Annotated in this window: 15 protein-coding genes; 8 read left to right on the top strand and 7 right to left on the bottom strand. The window is 65.4% G+C overall.

Going from position 1 to position 14,423, the window contains the following annotated elements; genetic code table 11:
* Window positions 1–26: 26 nt before the first annotated feature.
* On the bottom strand, window positions 27–752 hold the full coding sequence (locus K0B96_RS11805) for a VC0807 family protein (RefSeq protein WP_220161098.1): 726 nt from the start codon (window positions 750–752) through the stop codon (window positions 27–29).
* Window positions 753–1,105: 353 nt separating this feature from the next.
* Between K0B96_RS11805 and K0B96_RS11800 the strand changes: the two genes are divergently transcribed.
* The 6 genes from K0B96_RS11800 to K0B96_RS11775 are packed head-to-tail and all read left to right on the top strand — an operon-like array spanning window position 1,106 to window position 7,592.
* Complete coding sequence (locus tag K0B96_RS11800) at window positions 1,106–1,849, top strand: pyridoxine 5'-phosphate synthase (protein WP_220161097.1); 744 nt, start codon at window positions 1,106–1,108, stop codon at window positions 1,847–1,849.
* Complete coding sequence (gene acpS / locus K0B96_RS11795) at window positions 1,846–2,265, top strand: holo-ACP synthase (protein WP_220161096.1); 420 nt, start codon at window positions 1,846–1,848, stop codon at window positions 2,263–2,265. The genes K0B96_RS11800 and acpS overlap by 4 nt, the downstream gene beginning before the upstream one ends.
* A 12-nt stretch (window positions 2,266–2,277) precedes the next feature.
* Window positions 2,278–2,799, top strand: a complete 522-nt coding sequence (locus K0B96_RS11790; protein WP_220161095.1) for a hypothetical protein — start codon at window positions 2,278–2,280, stop codon at window positions 2,797–2,799.
* On the top strand, window positions 2,796–4,280 hold the full coding sequence (locus K0B96_RS11785; protein WP_220161094.1) for an NAD(P)H-hydrate dehydratase: 1,485 nt from the start codon (window positions 2,796–2,798) through the stop codon (window positions 4,278–4,280). Before K0B96_RS11790 ends, K0B96_RS11785 begins: the two co-directional genes overlap by 4 nt.
* A 43-nt stretch (window positions 4,281–4,323) precedes the next feature.
* Window positions 4,324–5,472 carry a DNA-processing protein DprA gene (gene dprA / locus K0B96_RS11780; protein WP_255558634.1) on the top strand — a complete coding sequence of 383 codons (1,149 nt, stop codon included), beginning with the start codon at window positions 4,324–4,326 and terminating at the stop codon, window positions 5,470–5,472.
* A gap of 26 nt (window positions 5,473–5,498) precedes the next feature.
* Window positions 5,499–7,592, top strand: coding sequence for an alpha/beta hydrolase family protein (locus K0B96_RS11775; RefSeq protein ID WP_220161093.1), 2,094 nt, complete (start codon window positions 5,499–5,501; stop codon window positions 7,590–7,592).
* Between the two features lie 42 nt (window positions 7,593–7,634).
* Here K0B96_RS11775 and K0B96_RS11770 read toward each other — a convergent pair whose 3' ends face one another.
* Complete coding sequence (locus tag K0B96_RS11770) at window positions 7,635–8,465, bottom strand: phytanoyl-CoA dioxygenase family protein (protein ID WP_220161092.1); 831 nt, start codon at window positions 8,463–8,465, stop codon at window positions 7,635–7,637.
* Between the two features lie 78 nt (window positions 8,466–8,543).
* Here K0B96_RS11770 and K0B96_RS11765 point away from each other — a divergent pair, with 78 nt between their 5' ends.
* Window positions 8,544–9,488: a helix-turn-helix transcriptional regulator gene (locus K0B96_RS11765; RefSeq protein ID WP_220161091.1), complete on the top strand. Its 945-nt coding sequence runs from the start codon at window positions 8,544–8,546 to the stop codon at window positions 9,486–9,488.
* Here K0B96_RS11765 and K0B96_RS11760 read toward each other — a convergent pair.
* From K0B96_RS11760 to K0B96_RS11745, 4 genes are all read right to left on the bottom strand, one after another.
* A complete protein-coding gene (locus K0B96_RS11760; protein WP_220161090.1) occupies window positions 9,400–9,738 on the bottom strand; it encodes a histidine triad nucleotide-binding protein in 339 nt (112 codons plus the stop codon). The genes K0B96_RS11765 and K0B96_RS11760 overlap by 89 nt on opposite strands.
* A 35-nt stretch (window positions 9,739–9,773) precedes the next feature.
* Window positions 9,774–10,280: a hypothetical protein gene (locus tag K0B96_RS11755; protein WP_220161089.1), complete on the bottom strand. Its 507-nt coding sequence runs from the start codon at window positions 10,278–10,280 to the stop codon at window positions 9,774–9,776.
* On the bottom strand, window positions 10,277–10,735 hold the full coding sequence (nrdR, locus tag K0B96_RS11750) for a transcriptional regulator NrdR (RefSeq protein ID WP_220161088.1): 459 nt from the start codon (window positions 10,733–10,735) through the stop codon (window positions 10,277–10,279). The genes K0B96_RS11755 and nrdR overlap by 4 nt, the downstream gene beginning before the upstream one ends.
* A gap of 88 nt (window positions 10,736–10,823) precedes the next feature.
* On the bottom strand, window positions 10,824–11,390 hold the full coding sequence (locus tag K0B96_RS11745; RefSeq protein ID WP_220166534.1) for an anthranilate synthase component II: 567 nt from the start codon (window positions 11,388–11,390) through the stop codon (window positions 10,824–10,826).
* Window positions 11,391–11,581: 191 nt separating this feature from the next.
* Between K0B96_RS11745 and tgt the strand changes: the two genes are divergently transcribed.
* Window positions 11,582–12,727: a tRNA guanosine(34) transglycosylase Tgt gene (gene tgt / locus K0B96_RS11740; RefSeq protein ID WP_220161087.1), complete on the top strand. Its 1,146-nt coding sequence runs from the start codon at window positions 11,582–11,584 to the stop codon at window positions 12,725–12,727.
* A gap of 110 nt (window positions 12,728–12,837) precedes the next feature.
* Here tgt and K0B96_RS11735 read toward each other — a convergent pair whose 3' ends face one another.
* A complete protein-coding gene (locus tag K0B96_RS11735; RefSeq protein WP_220161086.1) occupies window positions 12,838–14,418 on the bottom strand; it encodes a S10 family peptidase in 1,581 nt (526 codons plus the stop codon).
* Window positions 14,419–14,423: the final 5 nt, after the last annotated feature.

The following is a 14,423-nucleotide window of genomic DNA, read 5'->3' as shown; positions in this document are numbered from 1 at the left end:
CGGCGCGGGCGTTTACGTTGTTGAATTCAACCCGCCGAGGAGGCGGGTTTTTTTTCGTCGCGAAAGATCTGGTCGATTTCGAGGCCGGTGAGTTGCTTGAGCCCGCGGAGCAGCCGCCAGAGCGCGACGAACATCATGGCCATGGAGGGGAGCATGATCACGGGCCAGCTCCAGAGGTGCATTTTCGCGAGCTCGGCGTTGAACTCGGGCGTGCCGCCAGGGCTGCGGAGAAGATAGCGGGCGAGGAAGTAGTTAAGCGCGGCGCTGATGAAGAAAGAGGCGGCGACGAGCATGGTGCAGCGGCGCATGAGGGCGGCAAAGGCGGATTCGTGGCGGCGCTCGGCGAGGGCCGCGGAAACGCGGGGGACGTCGATGATCGTGTCGTTGTAGAGGAGGGCTTTGACGAGTGGCTCCTTGGCGCGCAGGGAGACGAGCAGCGCGAGACCGATGACGGCGGGAACGGCGGCGTCTTTGATGGCGAACCAGCGGCCGTCGAGCTTCAGCAAGCCGAGGCCGCCGCTGAGCAGGACGCTGACGATGCCGAGGATGGAGATGAAATTGGTCTTCCGGCGGACGACGAAATCGTAAACGCCGTAGCCGAGGGGAAACGCGAGCGCGATGACCAGGCCCCACGCCGGACCGAACCAGCGGTCGGTGCTGAATTTGGCGAGAATGATCGCGGGGATCGCGACATTGCAGACGAAGTTGAGCAGCAGGTTTTCGCGGCGAGGCGCGGCGGGCGTGGTGGGCACCGCGGCATTCAACGAAGCGGCGGCGCGGGAGGAAGGAGAAAAGGGAGGGGGCGCGGTGGCGGAAGGCGGAGGGCAGACGACGGAGGACGGCGGGCGGGACGAACGGTGATCCTCATCGTGATCGTGCGCGTGCTCTTTCCCCGTCGGATGATTCTCCCCGGGCGGACTGGCGCGGGCGGGCGGCGAGAGGAACGGTTCGGCGCGAGAGGGGCTGAGCGACCAGGAGAACGATTAAGATTAAGATTAAGATTACGATTACGAGGGGGCGAGGGGCGGGGATTCGATGGCCGGGGCGCTGGGGCGTTGTTTTTCCGTTTCCTCCGGGAGGGGCGCTGTGGCAGTGTGCGCATCCCATGATTCTACTCGGCGTCAACATCGACCATTGTGCGACAGTGCGGCAGGCGCGGTATCGCGATGCGGCGACTCAGGCCGGCGGCGCGATCGAGCCGGATCCGGTGACGCTGGCGGTGCTGGCGGAGCGGGCGGGCGCGGATGGCATCACGGTGCATTTGCGCGAAGACCGGCGGCATATCCAGGAGCGCGATGTGTGGCGTTTGCGCGAGACGATCGCCACGCGGTTGAACCTGGAGATGGCCTGCACGCCGGCGATGACCGCGCTGGCGTTGAAGTTAAAACCGGACTCGGTCTGCCTCGTGCCGGAGAATCGCGCCGAAGTGACGACCGAGGGCGGCCTTGATGTCGCCGGACAGCGAGCGCGGGTGGCGGCGGTGGTGGACGCGATGAACGCGGCGGGGATTGTCACGAGCTTGTTCATCGATCCGGATGCGCCGCAGCTCGAAACCGCGGCGGCGGTGGGAGCGCCTTGGGTGGAGTTGCACACCGGCGCTTATGCGAACGCGTATTTCACGCCGCACCGGGCGACGGAGCTGGCGCGGTTGCGCACGGGATGCGATCGCGGGCAGGCGCTGGGCCTCGTGGTCAACGCCGGCCATGGCATCAATTACGTGAATATCGCCGAGGTGCGCACGCTGCCGCATCTGCACGAACTCAACATCGGGCACAGCATCGTGAGTCGCGCATTGTTCACCGGTATCGAGGAGGCGGTGCGCGAGATGAAGGCGCGGATGAACGCATGAGCGCGACAAGCGGATTCGTGCTGCCGCCGGGCGGCGGGCTGATCGGGTTGGGGTGTGACGTGATCGAAGTGGACCGCGTGCGCGGCGTGCTGGAACGACAAGGGGAACGTTTTCTGCAGCGCGTGTTTACAGACGAAGAGCGGGCGTATTGCGGTGGGATGGCCCATCCTGAAAAACATTATGCGGCGCGTTTCGCCGCGAAGGAGGCGGTTTCGAAAGCGTTTTCCACGGGCATCGGCGCAGAACTGGGCTGGCGGTCGGTTTCGGTTTATCATGGCGAACGGCATCAACCGTTGGTGCGGCTCGATGAAAAAGGCACGGCGCTGCTGGCGCAGGTCGGCGGGACGAGCGTGATCGTGACGCTGTCGCACACGGAGACGGTGGCGATGGCGGTTGCGGCGATCGTGCGGGCGTAGTTTTTTATGCGCATGGACGAGATCGAAGACGAGAACCCGCCAGCGCCGCCGCCGAGCTCGCTTTCCAAGACGCCTTCGTGGATCACGCTCGGCTTCGTGCTGGGCGCGGCGTTCATGTGGTTTTTGCCACCGCGGGAGATCGTGAAGGAGCCGCCCGCTCCGCCGCCGGCCCCTGTGGTGCGGCCCCCGCCGGCGGACATCGCGTTGATCGAGGCGGTGTTTGACGAGTGGGGTAAATACGCCTCGTGGGACAACGATCGGACGGAAGTGGCGTTGTGGGAGCCGACGACACGCTCGTATGCACATTGCTTTGAAGTGCGGCGAGTCGCCGGGGACGTGTATTTCCGATCGATCCCGGCGCTGACGCAGCCGTTGTTGACGCATGGCGTGCCGCCGGGTTCGCCGCTGGCGTTTACGGAAACGGAGGCGAGTCGGCGCGAGTGGTTGAAGGAGAGCACGGATGAAAGTTGGCGGGCGTTGAGCGAGGCGGCGCGGCAATCGATGCAGGGCAGCGGGGGCGCGCGGAAGCCATGACTTTACCGGCGTCGCATCCGATCCTCACGTGCGCCGAGGCCAAGGCGTTGGAGGCGCGCGTGCTGGGCGGGGATGAGGCGGCAGAGTGGCGGGCGATGTCGGCGGCGGGCGCGGCGATCGCGACGGCGATGCGCGAAGACATGCGCGAGGCGGGCGGATTTCCGGCGGGGGGTCGGTTGCTCGTGCTGGTGGGAAAGGGGCACAATGGCGGCGACGCGTTGATCGCGGCGCGGGTGTGGCGGACGTTTTTCCCGGCGGCGCGCGTGGATGTGTGGTTCGCGTTTGGCGAGCGGGCGTTGCGGCCGCTCACGGCGCGGGCGTGGCGCGAACTGGCGACCGTGGATGCGGAACGGGTGCGCGTGGTGAGCGCGGAGGAGTGGGGGGCGCGTTACGACGCGAGCGTGGACGGGGTGTTCGGATTTCAGTTTCGGCCGCCGGTGGACGAAGCGACGAAGGCGTTGCTCCTGCGGTTCAATGAGCTCGACGTGCGGTTTCGGGCGGCGGTGGATCTGCCGAGCGCGGATGTGGCGCGGGCGGACTTCACGTATGCGACGGGGAGCGTGAAAACGCCGGTGGTGGACGCGGAGATGGCGGGGCGCGTGCGTTATCTGGATCTGGGATTTTTTCGCGACGATGTCGTCAAGGATGAAGGTGAACGAGCGCTGCGGCGGGAGATTCTAGCGCCGCTGGCGCGGCTGCGGCCGGCGCGGGGCGACAAGCGCAACTACGGGCAGTTGATCATCGTGGCGGGCTCGCGGAGTTATCCGGGCGCGGCGTTGCTGGCGACGCTCGGCGCGCTGCAATCGGGGGTGGGCATGCTGACGGTGCTGGTGCCGGAAACGTGCGCGGCGGCGTTTGCGGCGCGGGCGCCGGATGCGATGTGGGTCGGCTGTCCGGTAACGCCGGAGGGCGGTCTGGCGTTGGATACGTTGAGCGTGTTGCGCGAGCGAATGGGACGCGCCACGGCGTTGATGGTGGGTCCGGGATTGGGGCGGGAAAAGGAAACGCTGGCGATGATCGCGGAGGCAGTGAAGCTCGTGGACATGCCGGTCGCGATCGATGCGGACGCCCTGCAACCGGAGATCGTGGCGGCGGTGAAAGGGGCGAAGGTGCTGACGCCTCACGCGGGGGAATTTGCGCGGATTGCGGGGAAAGGCGCGGATTTGCGGGCGTATGCGCAGGCGGCGAACGCGACGGTGGTGTTGAAAGGACCGGTCACGCGCGTGAGCAGCGGAGGCGGGGTTTATCAGAGTTTTTTTGGTGGCCCGGTGCTGGCGAGAGGCGGCAGCGGCGACGTGTTGAGCGGGTTATGCGGGGGGCTGCTGGCACAAACGCCGGACGATCCGCTGCTTGCTGCGACGCGGGCCACGGTGTGGCACGGTGTCGCGGCGGACGCTCTCGCGCGCATGGTGGGACATACGGCAGCGCGCACGGCGGATTTACCCGGAAGGTTATCGGAGATTTTACGACGTTTCGCATAGGAGTTGCTTTACCTCCGGCGAGAAAGACTCAACGTCGGCCTCGTTGAAGAATCCGTCGGAGTTAAGCGAAAGGCAGGCGTTTCTCGTGTTGAACGCGTTGCCGAATATCGGGCCCATCACGTTGAATCGGATGTTGGGAGAATTGGGCGGCGACCCACGGTCCGTGCTGGGCGCGGACGTGGGGCGGTTGAGCCAGATCAAGGGTGTGGGGCCGGTGATCAGCGCTTCGATTGCGGGCTGGCGGGAGCATTTCGATCTGGCGCGCGAGGAGGCGCGGATGGCGCAGAGCGGCGCGACGTTTATCACGGCGGGCGACGTGGGTTATCCGAGTTTGCTGAAAGAGATCCACGATCCGCCGATCGCGTTGTATCGGAAGGGGCAATATGAATTTGGCGCGCCGTGCGTCGCGATCGTGGGGAGTCGGCGGACGACACTTTACGGGCAGAGTGTGGCCAAGAAACTGGGCGCGGAGCTGGCGCGGCTGGGGTTTTGCGTGGTGAGCGGGCTGGCGCGCGGGATCGACACGGCGGCGCACGAAGGGGCGTTGTCGGTGGGCGGAAAAACGGCGGCGGTGCTGGGGACGGGCATCGATTTGATTTACCCGCCGGAGAACCTGGAGCTTTACCGCAAGATTGAGGCGGAGGGCGCGATTTTGTCGGAGTTTCCGTTTGGGCGGCGCGCGGACCGGCAGTCGTTTGCGATGCGCAACCGGATCGTGTCGGGCATGAGCGAGGCGGTGGTCGTGGTGGAGAGCGATGTGAGCGGGGGCGCGATGATTACGGCGCGATTTGCGGGCGAGCAGGGGCGGTTGCTTTACGCGGTGCCGGGGCGGATCGATCAGACCTCGAGCGCGGGCTGCCATCAGTTGATCCGCGACGGGGCGACGCTGCTCACGAGTGTGGACGATATTTTGAGCGAGTTGAATTATCTCGATGGTTTGCGGCCGGCGCCGATCGGCGAGAAGGCGGACCAAAGCCCGGCGGCGGGGAGCGGGGCAGGGAATCGCGAGGGACTGACGGCGGAGGAGCGGAGCGTGCTGGCGCAGTTGGCCAACGGGGCGACGCTGGGCGTGGATGATTTGATGGCGGCGACGGGGCTGGCATCCGCGCAGGTGTCGGCGGCGTTGATGATGCTGGAGTTGAAACGCTGCATCGTGAAGCGGGCGGACGGCTCGTTTGAGGAACGCGGCTGAGTGGCCGGGAAGGATTTTAGTTACCCATGATGAAACGAGTTATCCTGTTGTGGTTGGGAGTGGTGGTGGCGGTGAGCGCGGCGGACAAGGGCCGGGTGCTGACGCACGAGGACGTGTGGTTGATGAAGCGCGTGGGCGCGCCGGTGCCGAGTCCCGACGGCCAGTGGGTGGTGGTCGCGGTGACCGATCCGGCTTACGCGAAAAAGGATGAATCGGATGCGTTGTGGTTGTGCCCGATCGCGGGGGACCAGGCACCGCGTCGCATCACAGCGAACAAGGGTGGCGCGGGCAGCCCGGCGTGGAGTCCTGATGGGAAGAGGCTGGCGTTTGCGGCGAAGCGCGATGGTGACGAGGCGAAGCAGATTTATGTGCTGGATCTGGCGCGCGGGGGCGAAGCGGTGCGGGTGACGGACGTGTCGACGGGCGCGCGCTGCCCGCAGTGGAGTCCGGACGGGACGCGGTTGCTGTTCATCAGCGATGTGTATCCGGACGCGCGCACGGACGCGGACAACAAGCGGGAGGCGAAGGAGCGGAAGGAGCGGAAATACCACGCGCGGGTGTATGAACAATTTCCGGTGCGGGCGTGGGATCACTGGCTCGGCGAGCGGGTGGCGCACCTATTGGTGCAGGACGCGAAGGCCGGCGCAGAGGCGCGCGATGTGCTGGCAGGTTCGGCGCTCGCGGCGAAGCGCGGATTCGGCGGGCGCGCAGGCGATGCGGCGGCGGACTTCGATGCGGTGTGGTCGCCGGACGGGAAGAGCATCGTCTTCCTTGCGGTGACGAATCGCGACCAGGCGGCAGCGGCGGAGGTGAATTTGCAGTTGTTCGAAGTAGGCGCGGAAGGCGGCGAGCCGCGGGCGCTGACGGCGGACAAGGACGATTACGGGCGCCCGCAATTCCGGCCGGACGGACGGGCGTTGTTGCTAACGATGGAGCCGGGCGGGGACGGCAAAGTTTATCATCATCGCCGGTTGGTCTCGTTTCCGTGGCCCTTCGCGGCGAAGCGCACGGTGTTGACGCCGGGGGCGGAGGTGAGTGTCGCGCATTTCGGCGTGGGGGCGGACAGCACGACGGTTTATTTCACGGCGGAGACGGCGGGGCAGGAAAAGCTGTTCTCGATCGCGGCGGACGGTGGGCACCCGCTGCGCGCCTTCGATTTGCCGGCGGGCGGATGCTTGTCGAATCTGGCTACGGGGGGCTCGGCGATTGTCGCGAACTACGACAGCGCGGTGAGTCCGCCTGAGGTGGTGGCGATCGATGCGAAGACGGTGAGTTACCGTTTTCTGACGCAGTTCAACGCGGACGCGGTGGCGCCGCTGGATCTGCCGCCGGTGGAGCATTTCGCGTTTACGACGGCGCAGGGGCGGAAGATCGAAAATCTTCTCGTGCGCCCGCCGCACTTCGATCCGCAGAAAAAATATCCGCTCTTCGTCGTGATTCATGGCGGGGCGAACATGATGTGGCGCGATGCGTGGTCACTGCGGTGGAATTACCATCTGCTCGCGGCACCGGGCTACGTGCTGCTGCTGACGAATTACACCGGCTCAACGGGTTCGACGGAGGCGTTTGCGCAGGCGATCCAAGGCGATCCGCTGAAGACGCCGGGCGACGAAATCAACCAGGCGGCGGACGAGGCGATCAAGCGTTACGCGTTCATCGATGGGGCGCGGCAGGCGGCGGGCGGCGCGAGCTATGGCGGGCATCTGGCAAACTGGCTGCAGGCGACGACGACGCGCTACAAGTGCCTCATTTCGCACGCGGGCCTCGTGGACCTCGCCGAGCAATGGGGCACGAGCGATGTCGTTTACGATCGCGAAGTGACCAACGGCGGACCGGTATGGGAAAACGGGCCGTTGTGGACGGAGCAAAGCCCGGCGCGGCTGGCGGGCAATCACGCGAAAGGCACGGGGTGGGTGACGCCGATGCTGCTCACGGTCGGCGAAAAGGATTTCCGGGTGCCGCTGAACAACACCTTGATGAACTGGACGCTGCACCAACGACTCGGCGTGCCGAGCCGGCTCGTGGTTTTCCCCGAGGAGAATCACCACATTCTCGACGGCGAAGACAGCAAGTATTGGTATGGCGAAGTGCACGCGTGGCTCGCGCGCTGGTTGAAATAACCGCGCGTGCGTCGAGCCCCGCGGCCGTGCGGGGATGAGGGCTCAGGGACGTTCAGTTGGGCCGGCGAGCGTTTGCGCGACCTCGCGCTCCCAAGTGCCCGCAATGGTGGCGCCGTATTCTTCAAAGCCGCCGCTGGCGCGCGCGCCGGTCAGGCGGGGGCGCGGGTTGCCGATGCGGCCGGTGGTGTAAAACGATTCGTCGGTCTGGTCGTCGCAGAGGAAATGAAACGCGAGACCGGCGCGTTCGCGGTCGGTGGTGTTGTCGCCCGTGCAATGCGGCGTGCCGTAGCAAAAGAAAATCACGCTGCCGGCGGCGAGTTCGATGGCCTGCGCCCGGCTTTCGTCGGGGAAGCAGCGGATGTGGTGGTTGCTGTTGCCGTCGCGCTCGTGGGGAAGGGGATTTTCCCACGCGTCGGGGATGATGCTGAGCGCGCCGTTGGCGATCGTGGCGTCGTGGATGGCGATCCACATCGCGGTGCCGCGGAGGGGCGATGGAATGCGGAAGTAGGCGTTGTCCTGATGCCACGCGGTGCCCATGCCGGTGCGGCCCGGTTTGAGGAAAATCTGGTCGAGGTGAAGGGTGATGTCGGGCCCGCCGAGGAGGCGCGTGACCGCAGCGGTGACTTTCGGGGCGAACGGCACGGCGCGGATGAGGGTGCTGTAAAAATTGGCGGGACAGAGCTGCAAGTTGGCTTTGGTGGTCGAGGCGGTCTGGCCGTCGCCGGCGGTGGCGACGTTGCGGAGAAAGCCATTGCGTTGGAGGCGCGCGATGTCGGCCTGCAGCGCGGCGGTTTCGCGGGGGTCGAAGAAGGCGGGGACGGCGAGGTAGCCGTGTTGGCGGAAGGCAGCGACTTGGTCGGGGGAGAGCGTCATGAGGATAGGGACGCGAGCATAGCAGACGTGCGCGGGGAGTTGCGTGCAACGTTGGCCAGTGGCAAATCGTGCACACGCATGAAAAGCATTGTTCGCTACGGCCGGGGGAGTGCGCGTTCGCTGCCCACGCACCGCGATGGCGGTTTGGAAATCGTGCTGCTCGAAAAAGGGGCGCTGAACTGGCACGTCGAGGGGCGGGTGGAGCGAGTGACGGCGGGCTCGGTTTACTTTTCCCTGCCGTGGCAGGAGCACGGGAGCGTGGACGAATTTGAGGCGGGGCACTTGTGGCAGTGGGTGCAGTTGCGTCTCGCGGGGCCGAGCCGGCGGCCGCGCCGGCAGTTTCGGCTGGTGCGGGAAATCGGGCTCGGTGCGGAACGGGAGCGAAGGCTCAGTGCGTTGCTGGTGCGTTCCGGGCGACATTGTTTTCCGGCGACGGCGCGGATGGCCTGGTTGTTGCCCGCGCTCGTGGCGGAACTCACGGCGGGCGCGGTGGGCGGGCCGCCGGACGAGGTTTATGTGAACACGCTGACGCGGCTGGTCGTGCTGGAATTGGAGCGGTGCATCGATCGCGCGGCGCAGTCGGCGGGCGCGACAGCGGGCGCGGAGGAGCGGGTGCAGAAATTTATCGCGAGTCTGGGTGAGCGGGTGGACACGGCGTGGACACTGCAAGCGATGGCGGCGGCGTGCGGACTCGGGCGTTCGCGGTTTGCGACGTTGTGCCGCAAGATCACGGGTGACAGCCCGCTGACGTTGGTGAACCGGTTGCGGACCGAGCAGGCGAAACGGTTGTTGCGGGAGTCGGCGGCCACGGTGACGGAGGTGGCGTTTGCGACGGGCTTCAGTTCCAGCCAGTATTTCGCGCGGGTGTTTCGCGCGTTCACCGCGATGGAGCCGCGCGCGTATCGCGGGCGGCATGCGGCGGCGGCAGGCGCGATCAGCCCGGGGGCCACGTCATCTGCCGGCCGGCGAGGAGGTGCACGTGGAGATGCGGCACCGACTCGCAGGCGTGCGGGCCGTGGTTGATGACGAGGCGAAAGCCGGCGGTGAGGGAAAGTTTTTTCGCGAGCTGGCCGGCGACGACGAGCAGATGTCCGAGGACGGATTCATCGGCCGGAGTGGCGGCACCGACGCGCGCGATGACGCGTTTCGGGATGATAAGGAGATGGACCGGGGCTTGCGGCTGGATGTCGTGGATCGCGAAGCAGAGATCGTCTTCGTATTCGATTTTGGCGGGGATTTCGCGGGCGGCGATGCGTTCGAAGAGCGTGGGCATGGCGGCAGGTTGAGGCGAAAGCGGCGGGAGGAAAACTACAGAAACAGGAGTTGGAGATTGGCGTGCCGGGTGACGCGTGCGGCGGCGAACTGGCGGATGAAGGCGAGGGCGTCGTCGTAGTCTTGCAGCCGGCGGGCGGTGGCGCGTTTCTCAGGCGGAATCAAGGCCGGGCGGAGATTGGTGATGAGCAGCGTGGAATGGGAAAAGGGCGCGAGCGTTTTCAACGCGGCCAGCAGTTCGGCGCGGGCGAAGAGCGGTGTGGCCGAGGTCAGCGTGCGCGCGGCATCCCAGTGGACAAAGCCGTGATCGGGCTGGCCCGCGAAAAACGTGGAGAGCAGGCGGGCGGCGGCGGCGTTGAAGGCGCTGTCGAACTGGGCGGCGAGTTCAGGTTGGGTGGCAACCTGTGTTTCGAGTTCGCCGAGACTGAACGTGATCGCGGCCTTGATCTGCTGGGCGAGATAGAGGTCGTGGCCCGTGACGCTCGCGAAAAGGGCGTTGATGAAGTGGAGGCGACGCAGGTCGTCGTCGCGCTCGCGGCTCATGGTTTGGGTTTCTCGAGCGCGCTGATTTCGTGCATGAAACCGGAGACGTCGCGAAACTCTTTATACACGCTGGCGAAGCGCACGTAGGCGACCTGGTCGACGTGGCGGAGGCGTTGCATGACGCCTTCACCGATGGCGCTGGAGGGGATTTCGCCTTCGAACTGCGCCTCGAGCACGTCGATGACGTCTTCGACGAGCATGGAGATCTGTTCGACGTCGATCGGGCGTTTGTGGCAGGCGACGCGCACGGAGCGCGTGATTTTCTCCGGGTCGAAATCCTCGCGGCGGCCGTCGCGCTTGATGACGATCAGGCCGTCACGCACGAGGGTTTCAGTCGTGGTGAACCGGTGGCCGCATTCGAGGCATTCGCGGCGGCGGCGAATGGTGTTGCCCTCCTTGCTGATGCGGGAGTCGACAACCTTGTCTTCGATGGAAGTGCACTTGGGACAGCGCATAGATAAAACAAAGAGAACGGAGATTCGCTCCGATGGCAAAGGGAACGGCGGCGGCCGGGAGCGGGCGCACGGGTTCGGGCGCGGCGCTTCAGTTCAGTTGCAGGAAATTTTCCAGGATGCGCATGCCGTTGTCGGTGGCGATGCTTTCGGGATGGAACTGCACGCCCCAGATCGGAAGCGTCTTGTGGCGCAGGCCCATGATTTCACCCTCGGCGGTTTCGGCGGTGATTTCGAGGCAGTCGGGAAAGGTGGCGCGTTCGATCAGGAGGGAGTGATAGCGCGTGGCGGCAAAACCCTGCGGGAGGCCGTGGAAAAGATCGGTGTCGCGATGGAGGATGGGGGAGGTCTTGCCGTGCATGAGGCGGCCCGCCCGCACGACTTTGCCGCCGAAGTAGTGACCGACGGATTGGTGGCCGAGGCAGACGCCGAAGATGGGCTTCCGGCCGGCGAACGCGGCGATCATGTCGAGCGAGACACCGGCTTCGGCGGGCGAGCAGGGGCCCGGGGAAATGAGGACGCGGTCGGGATTGAGCGCGAGCGCTTCAGCGGGCGTGATCTCGTTGTTGCGAAACACGCGTTGCTCCACGCCCAACTGGCCGAAATATTGGACGAGGTTGAAGGTGAAGGAGTCGAAATTGTCGATGACGAGGAGCACGGGAGTGACGGTAACTAGCTCGCGGATTGAGCGGCGGGTCAAGCGCGGCGCTTGCGAGTCCTGGGCGACGTCCGTGGAGGGCGACCGGCCCAGTCCTTAATTCGCTGCTGGCGGCGAACGACGGCGGGTGAATTTCCGGCGGTGGCGAGGATTGACCGCGGGGGCGGCGGTCCGGCAGGTTGGGCATTGCGATGCCCAGTCACTTCCAGCTTTTGAAAACGGATACCGCCACCGCGGCGCGCCGCGGGCGGTTGCGCACGCGGCATGGCGTGATTGAAACGCCGATCTTCATGCCGGTCGGCACGCAGGGCACGGTCAAGTCGCTCACACCGGCGCATCTGCACGAGATCGGCGCGCAGATCATCCTGGGCAACACCTATCATCTCAACCTGCGGCCGGGCTCGGAGTTGATTCGCGACCTCGGCGGGTTGCACGCGTTCATGGGTTGGAACGGGCCCATCCTGACGGACAGCGGCGGGTTTCAGGTATTTTCCTTGGCGAAGCTGCGCGACATCCGGGAGGACGGCGTGGCGTTTCAATCGCATCTCGACGGCACGAAACTTTTTCTCGGGCCCCGCGAGGTGATGGGCATCCAGCAAAATCTCGGGAGCGACATCGCGATGGTGATCGATGAGTGTCCGCCGTGGCCGTGCGAGCGCGATGCGTGTGCGCGGGCGTGCGAGCGGTCGTTGCGGTGGGCGAAGCAATGCCGGGAAATCGCGACGGAGAGCGGATTCCTCGCGGCCGGACATCATGTGTTCGCGATCGCACAGGGCTCGACGTTCGACGACTTGAGGCGGGAAGCGGCGGAGGCGTTAAGCGCGCTGGATTTTCCGGGTTACGCCGTGGGCGGCGTGAGCGTGGGCGAACCGGAGCCGGAGATGTTGAAACAGGTGGGCGCGACGACGCCGTTTCTGCCGGCGGACAAGCCGCGTTACACGATGGGGCTGGGCACGCCGCCGCAGATTCTGAAGATGATCGCGCTGGGCGTGGACATGTTTGACTGCGTGCTGCCATCGCGGGTGGCGCGCAACGGTCTGGTGTTTACGCCGGACGGGCCGATGAACTTGCGCAACGAGCGGTTTCGCACGGATGCGCGGCCGATCAGCGAAGAGATCGTCAACTACACGACGCAGTTTTCGCGCGCATATCTGCGGCATGTGACGATCGCCGGAGAGATCGTCAGTTGCACGCTGCTGACGCTGCACAATCTGCATTTCTATCTCGATCTGGTGAGCCAGGCGCGAGCGCACATCGAAGCGGGGGATTACGCGGCTTGGAGCCGCGCCTGGATCGCGCGTTACGAGGCGGGAGCGACGGCGCGCACGGCGGGTTGAGCGAAGCGAATTCGCCGCGGCGGCCGGCGCGTGCGCGCGCGGGGCAGACATGGGAACGACGGAGGCGCGCGGACGAGTCGCGCGCCTCGCGGGGCATACGCGGGGGGAGATTACTTCCGCGAGACGTTGTCGGTGGAGTGGATGAACGCGGCGACGTCGCGGTGCATTTGTTTGAGGGCGTCCGCGTTCGCGTAAACCATGTGGCCGGACTGGTAGTAGTGATACGAGATGTTGGCTTGCAGGTTCTGAGGTATCGGCAGGTGGCGCATTTCGTAAACGCCTTGGAAGTAGGGCGTCGCCACGTCAAAATATCCGCCAAGGAGGAGGATTTTGAGGTTGGTGTTGGTCTTCATCGCGGTGGCGAGATCGGGCAGGACATTGGTGATGCCGAGGGACGCGAAATCGGCGCCGGGCTGGTGATGCTTGAACTCCCAATGGCTGAAGACGGGGATCATGGGTTTGAACTGTCGGTCGTGGCCGTAGTTGAGGGTGCGGCGCACGTAGTCGTTGAAGGCCGAGACATAGGCGGAGGAGATGGCCGCGCTTTGCGGGTCGTAATCGGCGGATTTGCTCAACGGGTCGAGGGTTGGGCCGGAAAAGCGGGAGTCGAGACGGCCGGTGGTGAGGTTGGCGTCGTCCTGGAGATTTTTTTCGAATTCGCCGCCACCGACGCGGAGGTTGGCCTTGAGGATGTAAGCGACGGAGAGGCCGGTGTAGGCGTGGAGTTTCTCGGCGATGGCGTGGCGTTGATCGTCGGGGAGGGAGGCGCCGGCGAGGAGGGCGAGCGCATAGTCGTTCATGGCGAAGTGCTCCACTTCCTGGAGAAACTTCGGCAAGTCGGCGGGGCGCTGGCCCGGGAGTTTGTGGTGATACCAAGCGGTGGCGGCGTAAGTCGGGAGTGAGACTTGGTAAGGCAGATCGACGCCGGGGTTGAAATCGGGGATGTCGTCGAAGAGATCGAAATTGAGGATCTGCGAGAGGAGGATGACGCCGTTAAAGTCGACGCTGGCGGACTGGAGCAGGTTGACGAGCACGGCGGAGCGGGGCGTGCCGTAGCTTTCGCCGAAGAGAAATTTCGGGGAGTTCCAGCGGCCGTATTTCGTGAGGAACTGCTGGATGAATTGCGAGAAGGCGTAGGCATCCTGGTCGACGCCGTAGAAGGCCTTGAACTTATCCTTGCCGGCGATGCGGCTGAAGCCGGTGCCGGGGGCGTCGATGAAGACGAGGTCGCTGGCGTCGAGGAGCGTGGAGTCGTTGTCGATGACTTGATACGGGGCGGCGGGCGTATGCGTGTCGTCGGCAGTGATGACGCGTTTCGGACCAAAGGAGCCCATGTGCAGCCAGACGGTCGAGGAGCCGGGGCCGCCGTTATAGAAAAACGTGACCGGGCGCTCGGTCGCCGCAGCGCCTTTCTTGAAGTAGGCGACGTAGAACATCGAGGCGACGGCGGTGGCGTTGTCCTTGTTCTCTTTGTCCTTCACGTCGTCCCAATTGCCGGGATGAACGACGAGAGTGCCGGCGTGCGCTTCGTAATTGATTCCGGCGATGGCGCCCTGAGTGACGACGTCCTCGGGTTTGAACACTTCCTCGGGCGGAGGGGTTTTGTCGTCGTTGGGCTTGGCCGGTTCGTCGGCGCGAGCGAGGGAGCATGCGAGGGCCAGGGCGCTCGCGAGAAGGAAGGCACGTTTCATGGGGG

Origin of the sequence: Horticoccus luteus, from assembly GCF_019464535.1 — a bacterium.
Classification (GTDB): Bacteria; Verrucomicrobiota; Verrucomicrobiia; order Opitutales; family Opitutaceae; genus Horticoccus; species Horticoccus luteus.
The sequence above is the reverse complement of the archived record's forward strand: the minus strand, read 5'-3'. Positions and strand labels throughout refer to the sequence as shown.